Origin of the sequence: Chromobacterium piscinae (genome assembly GCF_021129175.1) — a bacterium.
Taxonomy (GTDB): domain Bacteria; phylum Pseudomonadota; class Gammaproteobacteria; order Burkholderiales; family Chromobacteriaceae; genus Chromobacterium; species Chromobacterium piscinae.
The window spans coordinates 56,952-78,746 of sequence record NZ_JAJOHV010000013.1 but is presented as its reverse complement, the minus strand read 5'-3'; the positions used below and the strand labels follow the sequence as shown (position 1 = coordinate 78,746).

Annotated in this window: 20 protein-coding genes and 2 tRNA genes; 18 read left to right on the top strand and 4 right to left on the bottom strand. The window is 63.1% G+C overall.

The window, feature by feature from the left end:
* From LQR33_RS03670 to LQR33_RS03655, 4 genes are all read left to right on the top strand, one after another.
* The coding region (locus LQR33_RS03670) for an ATP-binding domain-containing protein (RefSeq protein ID WP_231467656.1) at nt 1-765 on the top strand (765 nt) is incomplete at its 5' end.
* 108 nt (nt 766-873) lie between these two features.
* On the top strand, nt 874-1,755 hold the full coding sequence (locus tag LQR33_RS03665) for an NUDIX hydrolase (RefSeq protein ID WP_221663651.1): 882 nt from the start codon (nt 874-876) through the stop codon (nt 1,753-1,755).
* A gap of 282 nt (nt 1,756-2,037) precedes the next feature.
* A complete protein-coding gene (locus LQR33_RS03660; RefSeq protein ID WP_166440040.1) occupies nt 2,038-2,247 on the top strand; it encodes a hypothetical protein in 210 nt (69 codons plus the stop codon).
* A gap of 161 nt (nt 2,248-2,408) precedes the next feature.
* The gene (locus LQR33_RS03655) at nt 2,409-4,271 is read left to right on the top strand and encodes an ABC transporter ATP-binding protein (RefSeq protein ID WP_166440039.1); all 1,863 of its coding nucleotides are present in this window, start codon (nt 2,409-2,411) and stop codon (nt 4,269-4,271) included.
* A gap of 276 nt (nt 4,272-4,547) precedes the next feature.
* Here the strand turns inward: LQR33_RS03655 and LQR33_RS03650 are convergent.
* Nucleotides 4,548-4,624, bottom strand: a tRNA-Arg gene (locus LQR33_RS03650).
* 155 nt (nt 4,625-4,779) lie between these two features.
* Here LQR33_RS03650 and LQR33_RS03645 point away from each other — a divergent pair.
* A complete protein-coding gene (locus LQR33_RS03645; RefSeq protein WP_231467654.1) occupies nt 4,780-5,505 on the top strand; it encodes a c-type cytochrome in 726 nt (241 codons plus the stop codon).
* A 259-nt stretch (nt 5,506-5,764) separates the two neighbouring features.
* Here the strand turns inward: LQR33_RS03645 and LQR33_RS03640 are convergent, their stop codons facing one another.
* Complete coding sequence (locus tag LQR33_RS03640; protein WP_166440038.1) at nt 5,765-7,789, bottom strand: UvrD-helicase domain-containing protein; 2,025 nt, start codon at nt 7,787-7,789, stop codon at nt 5,765-5,767.
* Nucleotides 7,790-7,908: 119 nt separating this feature from the next.
* On the opposite strand from LQR33_RS03640, the gene LQR33_RS03635 reads away from it, so the two are divergent.
* The 4 genes from LQR33_RS03635 (at nt 7,909) to LQR33_RS03620 (ending at nt 12,394) form a co-directional block, all read left to right on the top strand.
* Entirely contained in the window at nt 7,909-8,742 is an 834-nt protein-coding gene (locus LQR33_RS03635; protein ID WP_231467652.1) for a symmetrical bis(5'-nucleosyl)-tetraphosphatase, read from the top strand.
* 157 nt (nt 8,743-8,899) lie between these two features.
* Nucleotides 8,900-10,222: an MBOAT family O-acyltransferase gene (locus tag LQR33_RS03630; protein WP_231467649.1), complete on the top strand. Its 1,323-nt coding sequence runs from the start codon at nt 8,900-8,902 to the stop codon at nt 10,220-10,222.
* Between the two features lie 16 nt (nt 10,223-10,238).
* Nucleotides 10,239-11,228, top strand: coding sequence for an SGNH/GDSL hydrolase family protein (locus tag LQR33_RS03625; RefSeq protein ID WP_231179312.1), 990 nt, complete (start codon nt 10,239-10,241; stop codon nt 11,226-11,228).
* Nucleotides 11,225-12,394, top strand: coding sequence for an SGNH/GDSL hydrolase family protein (locus LQR33_RS03620; RefSeq protein ID WP_166440035.1), 1,170 nt, complete (start codon nt 11,225-11,227; stop codon nt 12,392-12,394). The genes LQR33_RS03625 and LQR33_RS03620 overlap by 4 nt, the downstream gene beginning before the upstream one ends.
* 4 nt (nt 12,395-12,398) lie before the next feature.
* On the opposite strand, the gene LQR33_RS03615 is transcribed toward LQR33_RS03620, so the two are convergent.
* Entirely contained in the window at nt 12,399-13,214 is an 816-nt protein-coding gene (locus LQR33_RS03615; RefSeq protein ID WP_231467647.1) for a lysophospholipid acyltransferase family protein, read from the bottom strand.
* Nucleotides 13,215-13,259: 45 nt separating this feature from the next.
* Entirely contained in the window at nt 13,260-14,072 is an 813-nt protein-coding gene (gene mutM / locus LQR33_RS03610) for a bifunctional DNA-formamidopyrimidine glycosylase/DNA-(apurinic or apyrimidinic site) lyase (protein ID WP_104946128.1), read from the bottom strand.
* Nucleotides 14,073-14,163: 91 nt separating this feature from the next.
* On the opposite strand from mutM, the gene LQR33_RS03605 reads away from it, so the two are divergent.
* The 9 genes from LQR33_RS03605 (at nt 14,164) to LQR33_RS03565 (ending at nt 21,778) form a co-directional block, all read left to right on the top strand.
* Nucleotides 14,164-15,912 (top strand): tetratricopeptide repeat protein, encoded by a 1,749-nt coding sequence (locus LQR33_RS03605; protein WP_231467645.1) that lies wholly within the window; start codon nt 14,164-14,166, stop codon nt 15,910-15,912.
* A complete protein-coding gene (gene lolB / locus LQR33_RS03600) occupies nt 15,909-16,451 on the top strand; it encodes a lipoprotein insertase outer membrane protein LolB (RefSeq protein ID WP_144408841.1) in 543 nt (180 codons plus the stop codon). Before LQR33_RS03605 ends, lolB begins: the two co-directional genes overlap by 4 nt.
* A gap of 56 nt (nt 16,452-16,507) precedes the next feature.
* Nucleotides 16,508-17,362 carry a 4-(cytidine 5'-diphospho)-2-C-methyl-D-erythritol kinase gene (ispE, locus tag LQR33_RS03595; protein WP_221666948.1) on the top strand — a complete coding sequence of 285 codons (855 nt, stop codon included), beginning with the start codon at nt 16,508-16,510 and terminating at the stop codon, nt 17,360-17,362.
* Between the two features lie 6 nt (nt 17,363-17,368).
* Nucleotides 17,369-17,443, top strand: a tRNA-Gln gene (locus LQR33_RS03590).
* Between the two features lie 89 nt (nt 17,444-17,532).
* Nucleotides 17,533-18,516, top strand: coding sequence for a ribose-phosphate pyrophosphokinase (locus LQR33_RS03585; RefSeq protein WP_021478224.1), 984 nt, complete (start codon nt 17,533-17,535; stop codon nt 18,514-18,516).
* 59 nt (nt 18,517-18,575) lie between these two features.
* Nucleotides 18,576-18,863, top strand: a complete 288-nt coding sequence (rplY, locus tag LQR33_RS03580) for a 50S ribosomal protein L25 (protein WP_021478223.1) — start codon at nt 18,576-18,578, stop codon at nt 18,861-18,863.
* A 92-nt stretch (nt 18,864-18,955) separates the two neighbouring features.
* Nucleotides 18,956-19,537: an aminoacyl-tRNA hydrolase gene (pth, locus tag LQR33_RS03575; protein ID WP_021478222.1), complete on the top strand. Its 582-nt coding sequence runs from the start codon at nt 18,956-18,958 to the stop codon at nt 19,535-19,537.
* Nucleotides 19,538-19,606: 69 nt separating this feature from the next.
* The gene (gene ychF, locus LQR33_RS03570; protein ID WP_166440031.1) at nt 19,607-20,698 is read left to right on the top strand and encodes a redox-regulated ATPase YchF; all 1,092 of its coding nucleotides are present in this window, start codon (nt 19,607-19,609) and stop codon (nt 20,696-20,698) included.
* A 117-nt stretch (nt 20,699-20,815) separates the two neighbouring features.
* Nucleotides 20,816-21,778, top strand: a complete 963-nt coding sequence (locus LQR33_RS03565) for a GNVR domain-containing protein (RefSeq protein ID WP_166440030.1) — start codon at nt 20,816-20,818, stop codon at nt 21,776-21,778.
* Nucleotides 21,779-21,795: the final 17 nt, after the last annotated feature.

The window sequence follows — 21,795 nt, the reverse complement described above, 5'->3', positions numbered from 1 at the left end:
GACGCCGCGCCCGGCGGCGCGCTGACCGACTGCGTGGCGCTGCTGACGCGCAGCCACCGCTTCGGCGCGGATTCCGGCATCGGCGAACTGGCGAGGCGAGTCAACGCCGGCGAAGGGCGGGCCTCGCTGCAAGTGCTGGATGATGCCGGACGGCCGGATGTCTGGCGGCAGGATGCGGCCGACGACGCGGCGCTGCTCGCGCGCCGGCGCGGCTACCTGGAGGCGGTGGCCGCCGGCGCCGGAGCGGACGAGGCGCAGCGCGAGTTTTCCGCCTTCATGCTGCTGGCAGCCGAGCGGCGCCAAGTGGCCGACTGCAACCGCCGCATCGAGCGCGAACTGGAAGCGGCCGGCGTCAAGCAGGAGGGCCGCGACTGGTATCCGGGCCGGCCGGTGATGATAGGCGAGAACGATTACGGGCTGGGCCTGTTCAACGGCGACATTGGCTTCGCCTTGCAGCGGCCGTCCGGCCTGAGGGTGCTGTTTCCATCGGCTGACGGCGGCTGGCGCGAGTTCGCGCCCGGGCGGCTGCCGGCGCACGACACGGTGTTCGCGATGACGGTTCACAAGAGCCAGGGCTCGGAGTACGACGAGGTGTGGCTGCAGTTGCCGCAGCAGGCCGGCGCGCTGTTGAACCGCGCGCTGTTGTATACCGCCATCACCCGCGCCCGCTCCCGTTTCGCCGCGGTGGGGGACGCCGAAGTCTGGCTGCGCGGGGCGGAATTGGCGCCGCGGCGGGATTCCGGGCTCGGCGATCGGCTGCGTTGAAATCGCGGGAATGCAACAGTCTCCGGCTTTGTGCGACGAAGGATAGTCAAGCGTCGGCAGACATCCTAATATGCAGCCTTCCCGGAACAACGCAGGGGGAGTGTGGTCATGCAGGTGGACGCCGTACTCGGCTATCTGGACAAGGTCAGCCGCTTCGATGCTCAGCAGTTCGCGCCGCTGTTCATCGGCACCGAAAGAATGGGGTGCGTCAACGCCCAGTGGAAAGAGCGCCTGCTGCAGCATGAGCCGCAATTGTTCGAGGAAACCTTCCAGGGCCTGCGTTGCAAGGTGAAGGGCAGCTACCGCAGCATCAGCCACGCGCTGGCCCACGCCGCGCGGCGCTGGCAACAGGCTGGCTGGCTCAACGGCTGGCGAAACGAGAACTTCACCGCCTTCCGCCAGGATGGCAGACCCTACTTCGAATTGGAGCGCGCGGCCTTCCGCCCGCTGGGCCTGACCAGCCGCGCGGTTCACGTCAACGGCCTGTGCCGGCTCGACGACGGCGAGGTCCGGATGTGGGTGGGACGGCGCAGCCCGCATAAGGCGGTGGACCCGAACCGGATGGACAACCTGGTCGGCGGCGGCGTCGCCGCCGGCGAAACGCTGGCGCTGGCCCTGGAGCGCGAGTCGTGGGAAGAGGCAGGCGTCGCGCGCGCGAGGGTGGACGGGCTGACGCCGGCGTCGCTGCTGCTGGCGCAGCGGCCAGTGGCGCGGGGCCTGCACCGCGAATGGCTGTACGCCTACGATCTGTGGCTGGCGCCGGGAGAGTCGCCGGCTTGCCAGGATGGCGAGGTGGCCGAACACCTGCTGCTGCCGTTTTCCGAGGTGGAGCAGCTGCTGGTGGACGAGCGCTTCATGATAGACGCGGCGCTGGTCAGCATGGACTGCCTGTGCCGGCATGGCTATTGGGAGCGCCACAACCAGAAGATGGCCGACGCGCTTTCTCGTATCCGCTACGCGCAGGGACAGGAAATGGGCGTGCCGGCCTGAGAGCCGCTGTTCACAGGGCGCTCGCGTTCATCGATAACCCGGCCAGGCCGGGTTTTTTTACGCCGCTTCTCCCATATTCAATTTTCTCATTCAGTTGTCCAAGCTTTTTCCCGGCATTATCCGCATTTGTTAGAATATTTGCATTGAATTGTAAACAAAATCAGATTCCTCCTTACATCGCGCAGCGTTGATTTCCTATCAGGTAAACTCATGTAGAATCGAATGCTGGAAATGCATTTCGTATAAAAATATCCAGCGGCGCCATTTTTCGAGAAAATAATAATGTATCGGTTGAAACTGATTTCACCGGATTTCGGCATCGACGACAGCGGGCCCCTGCATCCCACCCAGGAACAGGCGCGCAAGGCCGCCGAACTGATGTTGCATGTCTACAAGGGCAGGCTGAGGGCCGAGGTCCACAAGGTGGACCTGAAGACGCGCACGTCGGAAAAACTGGAAGAGGTATATATCCGGCTGGAGGTGCAGAGCTGAGGCAAACTGCCGGATGCCGCCAGTCTCGGCTATTTTCATGCGCGAAAATGACTGCGGGCAAACTTTCCCGTTGCAGACTGGCTGAAGATAGGCTACCGTCATCGCTCCACTAAACCCCCTGTCCGGCGGCCGCCCTGGTTGTCGGGAATGGAGCGATCTTTATGTTTTCCTGGTTTGAACGCCGGATATCCCCCTATCCGGACACGCCTGCCGCCCAGCCTCCGCGCGGCTTCTTCTCCTTTATCTGGTTCTGTACCGGCGGCATGCGCGGCCTGATCCTGTGCATGACCTTGCTCACCGCGTTGATCGGCGCCTTCGAGGCCTTACTGTTTTCGATGCTGGGCTCGGTGGTGGACTGGCTGGCCAAGGTGCCGGCCAACCAGCTGTGGCAGCGCGAGAGCGGACACCTGTTGCTGCTGGCCGGCATTCTGTTGGCCAGCGTGTTGTTGGTGTCGCTGCAGGCGATGAGCAAGTACCAAGGCCTGTTTTCCAACTTTCCGATGCGGCTGCGCTGGAATTTCCACCGCCATTTGCTGGGCCAGAGCCTGAGCTTCTATCAGGATGAGTTCGCCGGCCGAGTGTCTGCCAAGGTGATGCAGACCGCGCTGGCGGTGCGCGATACGGTGCTGATCATCACCGATATCCTGGTGTTCGTCGTCATTTACTTCGTCACCATGATCGCGGTGCTCGGCCATTTCGATGTCATGCTGTTGCTGCCTTTCCTGGCCTGGCTGGCGCTTTACGTCGCGACGCTGTGGTTCTTCGTGCCCAAGCTGGGGAAGGCGGCCACCCTGCAGGCCGACGCGCGCAGCCTGATGACCGGCCGCATCACCGACGCCTACACCAATATCGCTACGGTCAAGCTGTTCTCGCACGGCCAGCGCGAGGCGCGCTTCGCCAAAGGGGCGATGCAGGAGTTCCTGTCCACCGCCTATCGCCAGATGCGGTTGGTCAGCGGCTTCGAGGTCGTTAACCAGCTGACCAGCATGCTGTTGATCGGAATCACCACCGGTTCCGCGCTGTGGCTGTGGAGCCAGGGCCAGGTCAGCATCGGCGCGGTGGCGGCATCCACTGCGATGGCGTTGAGGCTGAACGGCATTTCGCACTGGATCATGTGGGAGATGTCCAGCCTGTTTGAGAACATCGGCACGGTGCAGGACGGCATCACCACGCTGTCGCGCACGGTGGCGGTGGTGGACAAGCCGGACGCGGCCAAGCTGGAAGTGCCGCGCGGCGAGATCCGCTTCGATAATGTCGATTTCTCCTATGGCGGCGCCAAGCAGGTGATTTCCGGCCTGGACCTGACGATACGTCCGGGTGAGAAAATAGGCTTGGTCGGCCGCTCAGGCGCCGGCAAGTCCACTATCGTCAACTTGCTGCTGCGCTTCTACGATCTGGATGGCGGCCGCATTCTTATCGATGGCCAGGACATCGCCGGCGTGACCCAGGACAGCTTGCGCTCGCAGGTGGGCATGGTGACTCAGGACACGTCCTTGCTGCACCGCTCGGTGCGCGACAACCTGCTGTACGGCAGGCCTGACGCCAGCGACGAGCAGATGGCGGAGGCGGCGCGCAAGGCCGAGGCTGACGATTTCATCCGCTCGCTGACCGATCCCAAGGGGCGCGTCGGCTATGAGGCGCATGTCGGCGAACGCGGCGTCAAGCTGTCCGGCGGACAGCGCCAGCGGATCGCCATCGCGCGCGTGATGCTGAAGGACGCGCCCATCCTGCTGCTGGACGAGGCGACCAGCGCGCTGGATTCGGAAGTGGAAGCGGCGATCCAGCGCAGCCTGTATCGGCTGATGGAAGGCAAGACCGTGGTCGCCATCGCCCACCGCTTGTCCACCATCGCGGCGATGGACCGGTTGATTGTGCTGGACCAGGGACAGGTGGTCGAGGAGGGCACGCATCAACAGCTGCTGGCGCAGGGCGGTCTCTATGCCCGGCTGTGGGCGCACCAAAGCGGTGGCTTCCTCGGCGAGGAGGATGGCGACGAGGAGTCGAGCCTGTCCTTGATGGGCTGAGTGGGGCCTGATGATGCAAACACGCAAACCCTCCGGCATGCCGGAGGGTTTTTCATTAGGGAGAAGAACTGCAAATTTCTGTCGGTGGGGTAGCGTGCGTTGTTTTACCCATCGCTTTGCGGGCGGTGGCGTCAGAAAAGAACGACAGGAGCCGGAGCGCAAGATCAAAGCGGCAAAATCGGGCAATTAATGGCGGATTTTATGAGAAGCACGCGAAAAAAAATTAATGCAGAGGAATCGGGAAAAGCAGACGGCGGCGCAAGCGCTTGTTTTGATTGGCGCACCCGACAGGGATCGAACCTGTGACCTTCAGCTTCGGAAACTGACACTCTATCCAACTGAGCTACGGGTGCGCTGATACTTGAGATCAAGTGGATGCATCATACAGCAAACATCTAATCCGAGTCCAGAGTATGGTTTTTTGCCTTGTGAACTTGCATACCGTATAATTAACCAGTTTTAATTGTCATTTTTTCAGGCGAGGCTTGGGATGAGTAATGAGAACGGAATGGCCCCCGGCCAGATCGTAAAGGTTCTGGTCAGCGTCGTTGTCTTCCTTGTCGTGGCGATTTGGCTATTGGCCAAGCTCGCCACCAGTGGTTTCAACGTGGATGCCGAGGTGATGACCAAGGAAGCCGTGGCCGCTCGCCTGAAGCCGGTCGGCGAATCCAAGGCCAGCGACGCGCCGCCGGGCATGCGCACCGGCGAGCAGGTTTACAAGGGCATCTGCATGTCCTGTCACGCGACCGGTCTGGCCGGCTCTCCCAAGTTTGGCGACGCCGGCGCCTGGGGGCCGCGCATCGCCAAGGGGTGGGATATGTTGGTCAACCATGCCTTGCATGGCTTCAACGCGATGCCGGCTAAGGGCGGGGCGACAGACCTGAGCGATGACGAAGTGAAGCGCGCGGTTGCCTATATGGGCAACGCTGGCGGCGCCAAATTCACCGAACCGCCGATTGGTGGAGCGGGCGGCGCGGCCGCGGCGGCGGATCCGGCGGTGGTGGGCAAGAAGATTTACGACAGCGTCTGCGTGGCTTGCCATGCGGCGGGCCTTGCGGGCGCGCCGAAGTTCGGCGATAAGGCGGCCTGGGCCGCGCGTCTGAAGCCGGGCATGGACGAGGTGGTGAAAATCGCCACCAAGGGCCTAAACGCGATGCCGCCCAAAGGCGGCTATACTGGCAGCGATGCGGAATTCCGCTCTGCCATTGAGTACATGGTCAATAATTCAAAATAAGCGGTACTTGATATTAAAAAGCACCCAATTGACATTGAGTGCTTTTTTTATGCTTTTTGAATTTTTATAAATGTCAATGGCTGTGACTTGATAAAAAGGACAGGTGGCATCCTGGCTGATATCAGGCATCATTCGTTCATCTGATTGACCGATTGGCTTTCCAGCCCTTCAGTCAGGTGAGGTTCCCCAGCCTCGCTTCACCCAGAGATGTTCCTCATTCTTCTTTATGGCGCCTCGCGGCGCCATTTTTCTTGTCCGTTCAATCCGTCGGCGTTTCGCCCGATTTGTCCTTGCCGGCCAGCATCGCGGTCAGATTGGCCAGCCGGGACTTGCCCTCGCTCTTGCTGACCAGGGGCTCGGCGCCGGGCTTGCCGAAATGGCGCAGGTCTTCGCCGTCGATTTCGCTGATAAAGCGCGATGGTTCGATGAACTGCCATTCTCCCGCGCGGCGGCGCTTGACGCAGTAGCTGAGCGTCAGGCTGCGCTGGGCACGGGTGATGCCGACGTACATCAGCCGCCTTTCTTCTTCCACCATGCCGTTTTCCACCGATTCGCTGTGCGGCAGGATGCCTTCCTCGCAGCCCACCAGGAACACATGCGGATATTCAAGGCCCTTGGACGCGTGCAGCGTCGACATCTTCACCGCGTCCACCTCGCCCTCGTCGCGGCCTTCCAGCATGGTGATCAGCGCGATGGTCTGCGTCAGTTCGATCAGATTCTTGCCGTCGGCCTCTCCCTTTTTCGCCAGCCAGGCCACCATTTCCAGCATGTTCTTCCACTTGGTTTCGGCGATCTTGGGGCTATCCTCGCTGTCGTACAGCCAGGCTTCATAGCCTATCGCCTGTAGCAGCTCCATCGACAGCTTGCCGGCTTCCTCGCGGGTGGCCCGGTACTGCAGTTGGGTGATGAATTCGCAGAATTGCTCCAGCGGCGCCAGTTGCGCCTGTTGCACCTGCACCCGCAGGCCGGCGTCGTGGGCGGCGGCGAACAGGCTCTTGCCGTACTGGCCGGCCCAGGCGCCCAGCTTTTCCAGCGTGCCGGCGCCGACGCCGCGCTTGGGCGTGGTCAGCGCGCGGATGAAGGCGGGATCGTCGTCCGGGTTGGTGACCAGCCGCATATAGGCCAGCAGGTCCTTGATCTCCGGCTTGTCGAAGAAGCTCTGGCCGCCGGCCATCTGGTAGGGGATGCGCTGGTTGCGCAGCGCCTGCTCGAAGATCCGCGCCTGGTAGTTGCCGCGGTAGAGGATGGCGTAGTCCTTGAACTCGGTGCGGCACTCGAACTTGTGGGCCAGCAGCTTTTGCACCACCGTCTCCGCCTCGTGCTCTTCGTCCTTGCACTGGACCACGTGTATCGGCTCGCCCAGGCCCAGCTCGCTCCACAGCTGCTTTTCGAACAGTTTGGGATTGTTGGAGATCACGCTGTTGGCGGCGCGCAGGATGCGGGCGGTGGAGCGGTAGTTCTGCTCCAGCTTGATCACTTTAAGCTGAGGGAAATCCTGCTGCAGCAGGCGCAGGTTTTCCATATTGGCGCCGCGCCAGGCGTAGATGGACTGGTCGTCGTCGCCCACCGCCGTAAATAGGCCGCGCACGCCGGCCAGCAGCTTCACCATCTGGTATTGGCAGGTATTGGTGTCCTGATATTCGTCCAGCAGCAGGTAGCGAAGCTTGCCCTGCCATTTGAGCAGCACTTCCGGGTGGGTGCGGAACAGCTGCACCGGCAGCCGGATCAGGTCGTCGAAGTCCATCGCCTGATAGGCGGTCAGCGTGTCCTGATAGGCTAGATACGTCTTGGCGCAGATGCTCTCCCACTGGTCCTGAGCCGCCAGCAGCATGTCGTCCGGCGTTTTCAGATCGTTCTTCCACAGCGAGATCTGGCTCTGCACCTTGCGGATTTCGTCCTTGGCTGTGGTGTTCAGGATGTCGGCGATGATCTTGCCGGCATCGTAGGCGTCCAGGATGGAGAACTGGGCCTTGTAACCCAGATGGGGCGCTTCCTGGCGCAGGATGTGCATACCCAGCGAGTGGAAGGTGGACACCGTGATGCCGCGGATTTCGGCCGACGTCATCAATTTGCTCACCCGCTCCAGCATTTCGCGCGCCGCCTTGTTGGTGAAGGTGATGGCGGCGATGTGCCGGGCAGGAATGCCACCCTCGCGCACAAGATGGGCGATCTTGTAGGTGATCACGCGGGTCTTGCCCGAGCCGGCGCCCGCCAGCACCAGCAAGGGGCCGTCGAGATAATGGATGGCCGCGCGTTGCGGCGGATTGAGCAGGGGAGCGGACATGGCGGTTGGGCCCGGACGGGCGCAGCAAATCGGTAATCAAGGCCATGCATTGTAGCATGGGGTATCATGGCTTATCGCGGATGGAATCCCAGGCCCGATCCGCCTCACAAGGAAACCATATGGCCATCTACGCAATCGGCGACATCCAGGGCTGTTTCGAGCCGTTCCAGCAATTGCTCCGGCTGATCGACTTCAATCCCGGCAAGGATACGTTGTGGCTGACTGGAGATCTGGTCAACCGCGGACCGCAGTCGCTGGATGTGCTGCGCTGGGTGTTCCAGCACCAGGACCAGGTGGAGATGGTGCTGGGCAACCATGACCTGCATCTGCTGGCGGTATCGGAAGGCTTCGGCAAACTCCACCGGGACGACACCATAGAGGACATCCTCAACGCCGCTGACGGCAAGGTGCTGCTGGACTGGCTGCGCTGCCAGCCGATGATGCTGGAGGGGCAGGGCTACGCGATGGTGCACGCCGGCCTGCTGCCGGAGTGGACGATTTCCAAGGCGCTCCGGCTGGCGGAGGAAGTGGAGTTCGGCCTGTCGGGCATCCGCTACCGGGAATTTCTCGGCCGCCTGTACGGCAACAAACCCACGCGCTGGACCGATGATCTGAAGGGCGTGGATCGATTGCGCTTGATCGTCAACGTGATGACGCGGATGCGCTTCCTGACGCGGGACGGCGAGCTGGATCTCAGCTACAAGGGCGAGCTGGATGGGGCGCCGGCCAATCTGGTGCCATGGTTCGAGGCGCCGGGCCGCCGCCATGGCGGCACGCCCATCGTTTGCGGCCATTGGTCGGCGCTGGGGGTGCATCTGGATGAAGACATCCTGGCGATAGACTCCGGCTGTCTGTGGGGCGGCAGCCTGTCGGCGCTGCGGTTGAATGACAGGCAATTGTTTTCCCTGCCATGCAGGGCCTATCGAGAAATCGCGCTGGCGGCGGGCAGATAAATAAATTTTTATCAAAGCTGGCAAGCGGCAAGGCTTGTTGTCATAATTGCCGCCTCCGCCAGCTTGTTACCTTAGCATGAGCTATCTGTCCATTGAGTTCGCCCTAGCTTTTGTCGGTTTTTTTACCGTCTACTGGGGTTGCCGCCGCATGCCCAGCATGCAGAACCTTCTGCTCCTGCTGGCCAGTTATCTGTTCTACGCCAAGCTCGACTGGCGTTTCGCCTCCATTCTTGCCGTCTACACGCTGGTCCAGCATAGCCTGAGCCGGCGGATGAGCGCATCCGCCAGTCCGCGGCGCTGGCTGCAGGCTTCCTTGCTGCTGGCCGTGGGCAATTTGGCCCTGTTCAAGTACTTCGATTTCTTCCGCGAAAGCGCGCAGGCCGGCTTGAACGCGCTGGGCGTGACTGCACTGTTGCCGGCGCTGGATATCCTGATGCCGGTGGGCATCTCCTTTTATACCTTCCAGTCGGTCAGCTACTTCGTGTCGGTGTACCGCAAGGAAATCAAACCGGCGGCGCTGCCGCAGTTCGCGCTGTTCCTGGCGTTCTTCCCCACCCTGCTGGCGGGGCCGATCTGCCGCGCCGGCGATCTGCTGGAGCAACTGCGCAGTCCCTCCCGACGGCAGGTGGCGCAGCTGGACCGCGCCTTGGGCCTGATCGCGCTGGCCTTGCTGAAGAAGTTGTGGCTGGCCGGCTGGCTGGCCAGCGCTTGGGTGGACCCGGTGTTCGCAGCGCCCGACACGTTCCATACCCTGGAGGTGTGGGCGGCGTTCTACGCCTACGCGCTGCAGATCTACCTGGACTTCTCCGGTTATACCGACCTGGTCACCGCGTTGGCGCTGCTGCTGGGCATCCAGCTGCCGCGCAACTTCGACGCGCCCTACTTGGCGCTGAACCTGCGCGATTTCTGGCGGCGTTGGCACATCTCGCTGTCCAGCTGGATCCGCGACTACGTCTACATCCCGCTGGGCGGCAACCGCGATGGCTTCGCCCGCGCGCAGATCAACCTGTTGGCGGCGATGCTGCTGTCCGGCCTGTGGCACGGCGCCAGCCTGAAATACCTGGTGTGGGGCGCGATGCACGGCCTGGGCGTGGTGGCGTTGAACGTCGGCGACAAGCTGTGGCGGCGCGACGCCGTCAGCGGCGCGTCGCCGTGGCTGGCGCGGCTGATCACTTTCCATTACGTGTGTCTGGCCTGGGTATTCTTTCGCGCCCAGTCGCTGGATGAGGCGATGGATTTCCTGCGCGCGATGTTTGCGCACTCCGGCCAGGAACTGACGCTGAACGCGCCCGGCCTGCTGCTGTTGCTGGCGTTGTGGCTGGCCGCGCTGCCCATGCTGTCCTCCCTGCCCGAGCGCTGTTTCGGCCGGCTGGCCGCGCTGCCATGGTGGGGCAAGCCGCTGCTGTTGAGCGCCATCGCGCTGTTGGTGATCTCGCTGGCGCCGTCCGGCATCCCCGCTTTCATTTACTACCAATTCTGACGATTCGACCCTAGCCATGCTCGCCGCCTATCCGCACCGCCGCATCCTCGTCATCCTGCTCAGTTGCATGCTGTTGCTGTTCTGGCTGGAGCAGGCCGCCGTCAACGCCTACTGGCGGCAAACCTTCCACGCGCCCAGCCTGCTGGAGCGGCTGGACGCGCTGTCGCCATGGCGCGAAGGCGGTTCGCTGGGCGGAGGGCTGCGCCGGCGCAGCGAAGCGCTGCAGCAGCAGGTGGGCGGTTGGGACCGCCGCATGATAGACAGCTTGAACGCCTGCTGCCTGAAGCCGAGGCCGGCGCCGGCAGCCAAAGTCGCGGCGCCCAAGCCGCAGGCCTCGGCTGCCGCGGCGGCGGCTGTCAAAGCGGTGGATTCCCGCCTGCTGCTGGAGGAGGGGCTGCCGGTGTTGCTGGCCGGCGATTCGATGATGCAGGGCGTGGCGCTGCATCTGTTGCCGCCGCTGTTCCGCCAGCATCAGGTCAAGGCGATCGATATCAGCAAGCAAAGCACCGGCCTCACCTACCCGGACTTCTTCAACTGGCCGGCGACGGTGGAGCGCCAGCTGGCGGCCAATCCCAAAGCGCAGTTGCTGGTGATGTTCATCGGCGCCAACGATACCTGGGACATGGTCAACGGCAATCATTACATCCGCTTCGCGTCTCCCGACTGGGAGCAACGCTACCGCGAGCGGATCCGGAGCATTCTCGCCAGCGCCAGCAAGCGCAAGGTCAAGGTGCTGTGGCTGGGCCTGCCCAATATGAGCCGCGACAAGATGAACGACGGCGTCCATTACCTGAACCGCCTGTATCGGGAAGAGGTGGCGGCCGGTGGCGGACGCTTCATCTCCACCCGCGAGGCGCTGGGCAGCCAGGACGACAGCTTCAATAAATTCATGACATTGCCCGACCAGGGCGAGGTGGCGGTGCGTACCGCCGACGGCGTGCATTTCACCCGTCAGGGCCAGCTGCTGCTGGCGCGCCGCGTGCTGGCGGAATTGAGGTTCGAATGACATTCAAGGCAATCGCGCGCGCGTCGCGCTGGATGATGGCGGCTGCGCTGGCGGCCCAGGCGCAGGCTGCGCCGGTGCAGGATTTCGGCGAACCCAATCTGGCCCGCCTGGCCGCGCGCTTCAGCCTGCAGGGCGACGCCCAGCCGCCGGTGCGGGTGATCCAGTTCGGGGATTCGCACACCGCCGCCGACTACTTCAGCGGCGAATTGCGGGCCCGGCTGCAGGCGCGCTACGGCGACGCCGGCATAGGCTGGCTGCCACCGGTCAATGTGCCGGGGCAGCGCAACGCGCTGGCCTATATGCGCAGCGAAGGCTGGGCGCTGCGCAACAGCCGCCGCGACATCGATCCGGACTTCCCGCTGGGCGGTTTCGTCGGCGTCGCCCAACGGCCCGGGGCCAGCATCGCGGTGCGCCCGCGCGTCGAGGACAAGGGCTTGTGGCGAGTGCGGATCTGGCTGCGGCAGAGCGCGGACGGGCAGGGCTTGATCGTGGACGACGGCAGCGGTCCGCGACGAGCGCAGGCTAGCGCCGGCGCGGGTTGGCAGCGGGTGGAAATGAAGCTGAAGCTGCCGTTCACCTTGCGCGCGGACAGCCTGCCTGCGCCGGAAGTAGGCGGTTATGAGCTGGAAAAGCTGGCGCCCGGCGTGGCGCTGGATACCGTGGGCAGCAATGGCGCGGAGCTGGCTTTGTGGCGCAGCTGGGGTGGGGCCTGGGGCAGGCAACTGGCGGCGCGGGAGGCTGATCTGGTGATTCTGGCTTACGGCACCAATGAGGCTTTCGACCCCAAACTGGATCTGGACGAATACCGCGCCACATTGCAGGGCGCGGTCAGCCTAGTGCGCAGCCAATTGCCGCAGGCGGCCATCCTGCTGCTGGGCGCGCCGGATTCGGCGCGAAGCAAGGGCGGGGCGGTCAGCCGCGAGTGCGCGGCGGGCCCGCAACGGCCGCTGATGCTGAGCGCGGTGCAGCAGATACAGCGCCAGTTGGCGCGCGACAACCATTTGTTGTATTGGGATTGGCAGCAGGCGATGGGCGGGCCGTGCAGCATGCGCGCGTGGCGGCAGCAGCAGCTCGGTCGCCCGGACATGGTTCACTTCACGGGACCGGGCTATGTCCGCCTGGGCGACGACCTCTACGAAGGCCTGAGCCAGCGGCTGGCGCGCTGAGCGCTCAGGCGCCGGTTTCCGCGGTCGGAGCCGGCTGCGGCGTTTCTTCCAATTGCAGGCGCAGGCCGCGCGCCACTTCAAGCCTGGCTTGCTCAGCCAGCAGGAAGCGGTTGTCCAGTCCGGCGTCGCCGGCCTTGAGCGGCTGGCCGTAACTGATCTCCACCTCGATCTGCGGCACGCTCAGCACCTTGCCTATGCTCTGCAGCAGCGAAATGTCGTCGATGTAGGCGGCCTCGCGCAGCAGGCTGCCGTCCGGCCGCTGGTAGCGCAGCGATACCGGCTGCACTGAGCCCCCGGCCAGCAGCGCGGCCTCGAACAGCGAAGCTTTGAACGGCAACAGGCCGCTGCCGTCCGAAGTGGTGGATTCCGGGAACACCGCCATGCAACCGCCGTTCTTCATCGCGTCGGCCAGTATCTGGTTGACGCGGCTGGCGTCACGGCGGTTGCCGCGGTCGATGAACAGCGTGCCGGCCACGTAGGCCAACCAGCCGATCAGCGGCCATTTGCGGATTTCGCGCTTGGCGACGAAGCGCGACACGGTGCAGCTGTTCAGCGCCACGATGTCCAGCCAGGACACGTGGTTGGCGACCAGCAGGGTGTTGGGCGGATAAAAGCCCGGATTGACGCCCTGCACTTTGATGGTGACGCCGAGTATCTTCAGCGCGTGCTGCGCCCAGCGGCGGGTGACCACCGCGCGCTCGGCCTGGGCCAGGCGGGAATAGCGGGTGGCGACGATGAACACGCCGACGGCCAGATGGCCGAGCAGGCGCATCACGCGGCCGCAGCGGGTGGCGAATGAAGTGGTGGCGTGTGACTTCAAGATCGTTACGGTTTCAAGTCTGAGGGATGACAGGCCGCCACTCTATCACGGCTGGCACAGCGGGCAATAGTAAGTGCTGCGCTGGCCCTGGCGGATGTGGCGTATGGGGGTGCCGCAACGGCGGCACGGCTCTTCCTGGCGGTTGTACACCATATAGCTTTGCTGGAAGTAGCCGGGCTTGCCTTCGCTGTCGACGAAATCGCGCAGGGTGCTGCCGCCGGCGTCGATCGCGCGCCGCAGCACCGCCTTGATTTCGGCCGCCAGCCGGTCGCAATCCGCGCGGGACAGATCGCAGGCGGGGCGCGACGGCGAGATGCCGGCGTGGAATAGCGACTCGTTGGCGTAGATGTTGCCGACGCCGACCACCACGTGGTTGTCCATGATCACCAGCTTGATCGGGCTGCCGCGGCGGCGCATGGCTTGGAACAGCGCTTCGCCGCCGAAGGCGTCGGACAGCGGCTCCGGCCCCAGCGCCTTCAGCAGCGGGTGCAGCTCGAGCGGGCCGATATGCCACAGCACGGCGCCGAAGCGGCGCGGGTCGCGGAAGCGCAGCACCTGATCGCCCAAGAGCAGGTCCAGGTGATCGTGCTTCTGCGGCGGCGAGCCGGCCGGCATCACCCTCAGGCTGCCGGACATGCCCAGGTGGATCAGCAGGGTGCCGCTCTCGCACTCCAGCAGCAGGTATTTGGCGCGGCGGCGCACGGCCAGCACTTTTTCGCCGGCGACGCGCTCCGCCAGATCCGGCGGCACCGGCCAGCGCAGACTGGGATTGCGGACAACGGCGCCGCGCAGGATGCGGCCTTCTAGATGCGGCTCTACGCCGCGGCGGGTGGTTTCGACTTCGGGCAGTTCTGGCATGGTCGGGCGGTGATTCGGTAAATGGTGCAAAGATGAAAACCGGACATGCTATTCTACGCGTTCAACAGGCTTTGAGCAGGCAACTTAATCCATGCGAATGAAACCGCTGAAACGATCCCTTCCGTTGCTGCTGGCGCTGCTGCTGTCGGCCTGCGCCGGCGTCAAGCCTCCGGCGGCCGCGCCCGCTCAGCCGGAATCGAAACCGGCGGCCGCGGCCGAGCCGGACGAGGCCGCGCTGCCCAAGGTCGAACTGTCGCCCGAAATCCTCTACGGCGTGCTGGCCGGCGAGATCGCCGCCCGCCGCGGCGCGGCCGGCTCCGCCGGGCTCACCTACCTCGATCTGGCGCGCGAGACCCGCGATCCGCGGATGGCCCAGCGCGCCGCCGAATTCTGCCTGTTGTCCGGCCAGTTGAAGCCGGCGACCGAGGCGCTGCAACTGTGGATAGAGCTGGATCCCAATTCCCTGCCGGCGCGCGAGCAGCTGTTCATCACGCTGATGCGCGGCGGCAAGCTGGCCGAAAGCAAGCCTTTGATCGAAGAGCTGCTGCGGCTGGAGCCGCAGCGCGCGCCCGCGATCTTCGTCCAGCTGGCGCGGCTGAGCGCCAGGCAGGACGGCGGCTCGGCTCCGTCTTACCGCCTGGTGGAGGAACTGGCCGATCGTTACCCCGATCTGCCGGAGGCCCGTTTCGCGGTGCTCGCCGCCGCGGCGGACAATAACGACCAGGCCGCGGTGGACCGCGAGTTCGACCGCCTGGCGCGCATCGCGCCGAAATGGGACCTGCCGGTGGCCTGGCAGGTGGACAGGCTGCGCCGCAAGGACATCAATGCGGTGGCGGAATTCCTGCAGCGCGAGCTGGCGCGCCGTCCCGACGCCGGGCTGGAGCTGCAGACCGCCTACCCGCGGCTGCTGGTCGGGGCCAAGCGTTTCCCCGAGGCCCGGGCCGCTTTCGAAGCCTTGCTGAAGACGCATCCGGATAATGCCGACCTGTTGTACGCGACCGGCCTGCTGGCCTACCAGATGCGCGATCTGAAAACCGCCGACGACCGCCTGCAGCACGCGCTGGCCAGCCAGTATCAGGAACAGGACTTCGTCCGCTACACGCTGGGACAGATCGCGGAGGACAGCCGCGATGTCGAGCGCGCCGAAAACTGGTACCGCCAGGTCGGCCCCGGCCAGCAATATCTGCCCGCGCAATCCCGGCTGGCGATACTCGAGGCCGGAAACGATCATCTGGAAGAGGCGCTGGCGCGTCTGAACGGCCTGGGCGGCAACGACCAGGAGAAGGTTTCGGTGGCTCTGCTGCAATCGCAGCTGGCGCGAGAAGCCAAGCAGCCGCGCCGCGCTTACGAAGTGTTGACCCAGGCGCTGCAGCGACAGCCGCGTTCGACCGAACTGCTGTACGAGCGCTCGCTGGTGTCCGACATGCTGGGCAACACCGGCAATGCCGAGCGCGACCTGAAACAGATCTTGAAGGACAAGCCTGGCGACGCCCAGGCCTTGAACGCGCTCGGCTACACGCTGGCCAACCGGACCACGCGCTACCAGGAAGCCTATGGCTACATCGAAAAGGCGCTGAAAGCGGAGCCGGGCAATCCGGTGATCCAGGATAGCCTGGGCTGGGTGCAGTACAAGCTGGGCCGGCTGGACGCCGCGCGGCGCAATCTGGAAAAGGCCTACGCCGCGATGCCGGATCCGGAAGTGGCGGCGCATCTGGGCGAAGTGCTGTGGAAGCAGGGCCGCCGTGACGAGGCGATGGCCGTGTGGCGCAAGGAGCTGGCGCAGCATCCCGGCCATGAGGTGATCTCCGAGGCGATGCGCCGCCTGGGGGCCAAGCCGTGATCCGGCGCGCGCTGCTGTTGTCGCTGGCGCTGCTGCTGGCCGGCTGCGCCAACGAGGCTTTGTTCCGTCCCAAGCCGTCGCTTGAGGCGGCGGCCGACGCGCCGTTCAGCGTCAGCGGCCGCCTGTCGGCCAATCTGGACGGCAAGGGCCATGTCGCCAATTTCGACTGGCGGCACCAGCCGCCGCGCGACGAGGTGGCGATCAACTCGCCGCTGGGCAACACCGTGGCCAAGGTGCTGCGGGATCCCGGCGGCGTGACGCTGCTGGCCGACGGCAAAAGCTGGCAGGCCGACGATGTGGAAAGCCTGACCCGGCAGGTGATGGGGTGGCCGCTGCCGCTGTCCAATCTGGTGTGGTGGATACGCGGCCTGCCGGCGCCCGGTCTGGAAAGCCGCGTCGACGCCGACGGCAATCTGGAGCAGCAGGGCTGGCATATCCGATTCGTCCGCGACGCCGACGTCGAGGCCGACCATCCCAAGCGGGTGGAAATGCAGCGCGAAGGCCTGACCGTCAAAGTAGTGGTGCAGAGCTGGCAGTAAGCCAGCTTCCTCGCGCGCTCCGAATACCCACCATTCAGATACAGAACAAGATAGACATGCGGCATCCGTTTCACACCTATCCGGCTCCGGCCAAGCTCAACCTGCTGCTGCACGTGGTCGGCAAACGGCCCGATGGCTACCACTTGCTGGAGACGGTGTTCCGGTTCATCGATTTCGGCGATACGTTGCGCCTGGCCGTCCGCGACGACGGCGCGATCGAACTCTTGACGCCGACCGACGGCGTGCCGCCGGAGCAGGATCTGACCGTGCGCGCGGCCCGGCTGCTGCAGTTGGAAAGCGGTTGCCGGCTTGGAGCGAGCATCGAGCTGGAAAAACGCACGCCGATGGGCGGCGGTCTGGGCGGCGGCAGTTCCGACGCCGCCACCGCGCTGATCGCGTTGAATCGCTTGTGGGGGCTGGGTTGGCCGCGCGAGAGGCTGCAGGCGCTGGGCCTGAGACTGGGCGCCGACGTGCCGGTTTTCATCTTCGGCCGCAATGCGTTGGCCACCGGGGTCGGAGAGGTGTTGGAGCCCCTTTCTTTGAAGCCTGCCTGGTATTTGGTAATTCACCCACAGGTCCACGTGCCGACTGCCGAGATATTCCGGAATTTTTCGCAAAGCATGTTGACAGAGGTAGGTCGCCTCGGCATAATGCGAATCCTCGAAACAACGCAGCAGCGCAGAAATGATCTGCAAAACGTTGTAGAGAAAAGATTTCCAGCGGTGAATGAAGTACTGAGCGAGTTAAGAAAATATGGTTCGCCGCTGATGACCGGTTCCGGCGCTTGCGTGTTTATGGAATTCGAGTCGAAAGACGAAGCCGATAAAGTTTACCGAGTGTTGTCGAAAAAATATCAGGGATTTGTAGCGGAAGGACTGAATGTCCACCCCCTGTTCGACAGCGCTGAATAAGGTTACTGGGGAGTCGCCAAGTGGTAAGGCACCGGATTTTGATTCCGGCATTCGTAGGTTCGATCCCTACCTCCCCAGCCAGGACTTTCTCCGAATAAGAGAGAGCATGAAAAAAGCGTGTAAGAGAGCCTTACACGCTTTTTCTTTATCCAGCTAAGGCAAAGCGAATCATGGCGGCATACGACAGTTTGATGGTATTTACCGGTACGGCTAATCCGGAACTTGCTCAGAACGTAGTCAAACATTTGGATATTTCGTTGGGACGCGCCGATGTCGGCAAGTTCAGCGATGGCGAAGTGGCGGTGGAGCTGCTGGAAAATGTTCGCGGCCGCGACGTTTTCATTCTGCAATCCACCTGTGCGCCGACCAACGACAACCTGATGGAAATCCTGACCATGGCCGATGCGCTGAAACGCGCGTCCGCCGGCCGGATCACAGCGGCGATTCCCTATTTCGGCTACGCCCGCCAGGATCGCCGTCCGCGCTCCGCCCGCGTGCCGATTTCTGCCAAGCTGGTGGCCAATATGTTGACCAGCGCCGGCATCGACCGCGTGCTGACCGTCGATTTGCACGCCGACCAGATTCAAGGCTTCTTCGACATCCCGGTGGACAACGTTTATGCGACCCCGGTGCTGCTGAAGGACATCCGCGCCCAGCGCTTCGACGATCTGATCGTGGTCAGCCCGGACGTGGGCGGCGTGGTCCGCGCCCGCGCGGTGGCCAAGGCGCTGAACACGGATCTGGCGATCATCGACAAGCGCCGTCCGAAGGCCAATGTGGCCGAAGTGATGAACATCATCGGCGATGTTTCGGGCCGCACCTGCCTGATCGTCGACGATATGATCGACACCGCCAACACGCTGTGCAAGGCGGCCAGCGCTCTGAAGGAGCGCGGCGCCGAACGCGTGCTGGCCTATGCGACCCACCCGATCTTCTCCGGTCAGGCGGTGGACCGCATCAAGAATTCCGACATCGATATGGTGGTGGTGACCGACACCATCCCGTTGACCGCCGCGGCCAAGGCCTGCCCCAACATCCGGGTGGCTTCGATCGCCGGCCTGCTGGCCGAGACGCTGCGCAGGATCAACAACGAAGAATCGGTGTCCTACCTCTTCAATGAGGAACTGGTTGCGACGGGCGCTTGCCTGCCGTAAACATCTGGCCTGCTGGTCGCGGCGGGCCGGGTGCTTTTAACTGAAACTGGAGTTTTACAATGTCTTTTGAACTGATTGCTAGCAAGCGTGTTGATCTGGGTACGGGTGCGAGCCGCCGCCTGCGTCACGCTGGCCAAGTGCCGGCCGTGGTTTACGGCGCCGGCAAGGAAGCCGTTTCCCTGGTGCTGGATCACAACACCATGTACTACGCTCTGAAGAACGAATCCTTCCACGCTTCCGTGCTGGATCTGGTCATCGACGGCCAGAAAGAGCAAGTGAAAGTGGCTGCATTCCAGATGCACCCGTACAAACAGCAAGTTATGCACATCGACTTCACTCGTGTGTGATTTCTGCTGCCGTCGCCGTTCGCGGTGACGGTGAAAAGCCCGTTGTGCGCCCAGGTGGCGGGCAGCGGGCTTTTTTCATTGGAATGAGCGATATGTCTGGCACCCGCCTGATTGTCGGCCTGGGCAACCCGGGCCCCGAATACGAAAAGACGCGCCATAACGCTGGTTTCTGGTTGGTGGACGAGTTGTGCTGGCAGTTCAAGGGCAACTGGCGCACGGAAGGCAAGTTCCACGGCGACGTCGCCAGGATCCAGATCGAAGGGCAGGACGTCTGGCTGCTGAAGCCGATGACCTATATGAACCTGTCCGGCCAGGCCGTGCTGGCGCTGGCGCATTTCTACAAGATATTGCCGGACGAGATCCTGGTCGTGCATGACGAACTGGATCTCGCGCCCGGCGTGGCTCGCTTCAAGCAGGGTGGCGGCCATGGCGGCCACAATGGTCTGAAGGACATCGCGGCGCGGCTGGGTTCGCCGGCCTTCTGGCGTCTACGGCTTGGCATCGGCCATCCGGGGGACAAGAAGGAAGTGGCCAACTTCGTGTTGAAAAAGCCGCGCGCCGAGGAGCAGCAGGCGCTGGACGAAGCCATTCTGGCATCCTTGCGCGAGCTGCCGCGCGCGATCGCCGGCAAGATGGCCGAGGCGATGAAGGCGCTGCACACCGAAGCCAAATGATTGCGGGCTGGCGGTCCGACGGTCCGCCGCCATAATGGATTGAAATAGAATTTCTTTAGGAAGACAGCAATGAGTCTGAAATGCGGTATCGTCGGCTTGCCCAACGTCGGCAAGTCCACCCTGTTCAATGCGTTGACCAAGGCTGGCATCGAAGCCGCCAATTACCCGTTCTGCACCATCGAGCCCAATGTCGGCATCGTCGAAGTGCCGGATGCGCGTCTGGCCGAACTGGCCAAGATCATCAATCCGCAGAAAATTCAGCCGGCCATCGTCGAATTCGTCGATATCGCCGGCCTGGTGGCGGGCGCCTCCAAGGGCGAAGGCCTGGGCAACCAGTTCCTGGCCAACATCCGCGAGACCGACGCCATCGTCAATGTGGTGCGCTGCTTCGAGGATGACAATATCGTTCACGTTGCCGGCAAGGTGGACCCTATCGCCGACATCGAAACCATCCTGACGGAGCTGGCGCTGGCCGACTTGTCCGCAGTGGAAAAAGCGATGCAGCGCGAAGGCAAAAAAGCCAAGTCCGGCGACAAGGACGCGCGCGCGCTGATCGCGGTGCTGGAAAAGCTGGTGCCGCATCTGGACCAGGGCAAACCGGCGCGCTCGCTGGCCCTGTCCGACGAGGAAAAGGCGCTGATCAAGCCGCTGTGCCTGTTGACCATCAAGCCGGCGATGTATGTCGCCAACGTGGCCGAAGACGGCTTCAGCGGCAATCCGTTGCTGGAGCGGGTGCAGGCGCTGGCCGAGAGCGAAGGCGCGCCGGTGGTGGCGCTGTGCGCGGCCATCGAATCCGAAATCGCCGAGCTGGATGACGCCGACAAGGCCGAGTTCCTGGAAACGCTGGGTCTGGAAGAGCCTGGCCTGGATCGCCTGATCCGCGCCGGTTACAAGCTTTTGGGCCTGCAAACCTACTTCACCGCGGGCGTCAAGGAAGTGCGCGCCTGGACCATCCATATCGGCGACACCGCGCCGCAGGCGGCCGGCGTGATCCATACCGATTTCGAGCGCGGCTTCATTCGCGCGCAAACTATCTCCTACACGGACTTCATCGCTTACGGCGGCGAGGCCAAGGCCAAGGAAGCCGGCAAGATGCGCGCCGAAGGCAAGGAATACGTGGTGCAAGACGGCGACGTGATGAACTTCCTGTTCAACGTCTAAGCTCCAGGCGAGGGCAGTGGCGATGCGCCACTGCTTTTGCTGCAAGGAAGGACTGTTTGCTAGCGGTTTGTGTTTAATTTATCCGTCTGAATCAGGCGAGGGTTGAGGTGTGGGGTTGTGAAACACGACGAAGATGAGATCAGCCTGTTGCAGATTGTGCAATTTTGCGGGAAAAACTGGCGTTTGCTGTTATCTGGCACCGTAGCGGCTGGAATATTAGGGTGCGTGATATCCATCATGCTGCCGAATATGTATTCGGCAAGGACCCAATTGATGGTTGCGCAGCCAGTGGGCGCCAAAGGCGCGGCAATGATGTTGGAGAGCGACTCCATCTTGCAGCAGGCGGTGGACAAGTTCGACCTAGTCAAGCGCTACAAACGCGAGGGCGTCCGTGAAACCAAGCTTGAACTGTTAAACACATACCTGAAGGTAAATGTAGTTAAGGATCTGTCTCTGGAAATTGTGGTACTGGATAGCGATCCGGAGATGGCTGCGAAGATTGCGAACTTTCTGGCGGAGGTCGCACGCAAGCAAATCGTGAATGCCCGCATCACGGACGAGGGGCGCAAGCTTTACGTGTTGCAAGGCCGCTTGGCAGCGTCCAAAGAGCAGTTGCAGTTGGCGGAAAAGGACGTGCGTGGTGACATTCAGAGTGGCCGGCTGAGATTGGATTCGATCGCTGTGCAGATGGTGAGCGGCTTTGCGAGTCTTGAGGGCATGCTGGCAGCCGGCGGCACTAGTAATCTGGATAGTGCATTAATGCAGATTAAGATGGAACTTGCGCAGGCGAGTGGCGAGTCGGTATCGCTATCGCCGGATCTGTTTACCGAAGTTCGGAATGTATATTATCACCGCGCTTTGTCTAAGGAGTTGGCGCGGCAGGTGCAGCAGGCTGACCTCATGGCGTCCCAGGATGTCCAGGTGTTGGTCGAGGCCACGCCGCCTTTGGAGAAATCCTCCCCGAAAAGAGGCATTATCGTGGCCCTGTCATTGTTGATCGGCTTGGTGTTGTCCATCTTGTTGGCCTTGCTGCAACAGCTACGCAGGGATGGCCGCTTTGATTCGAGCCTTGGCAAGTGATCCACTTGATTCAGAGA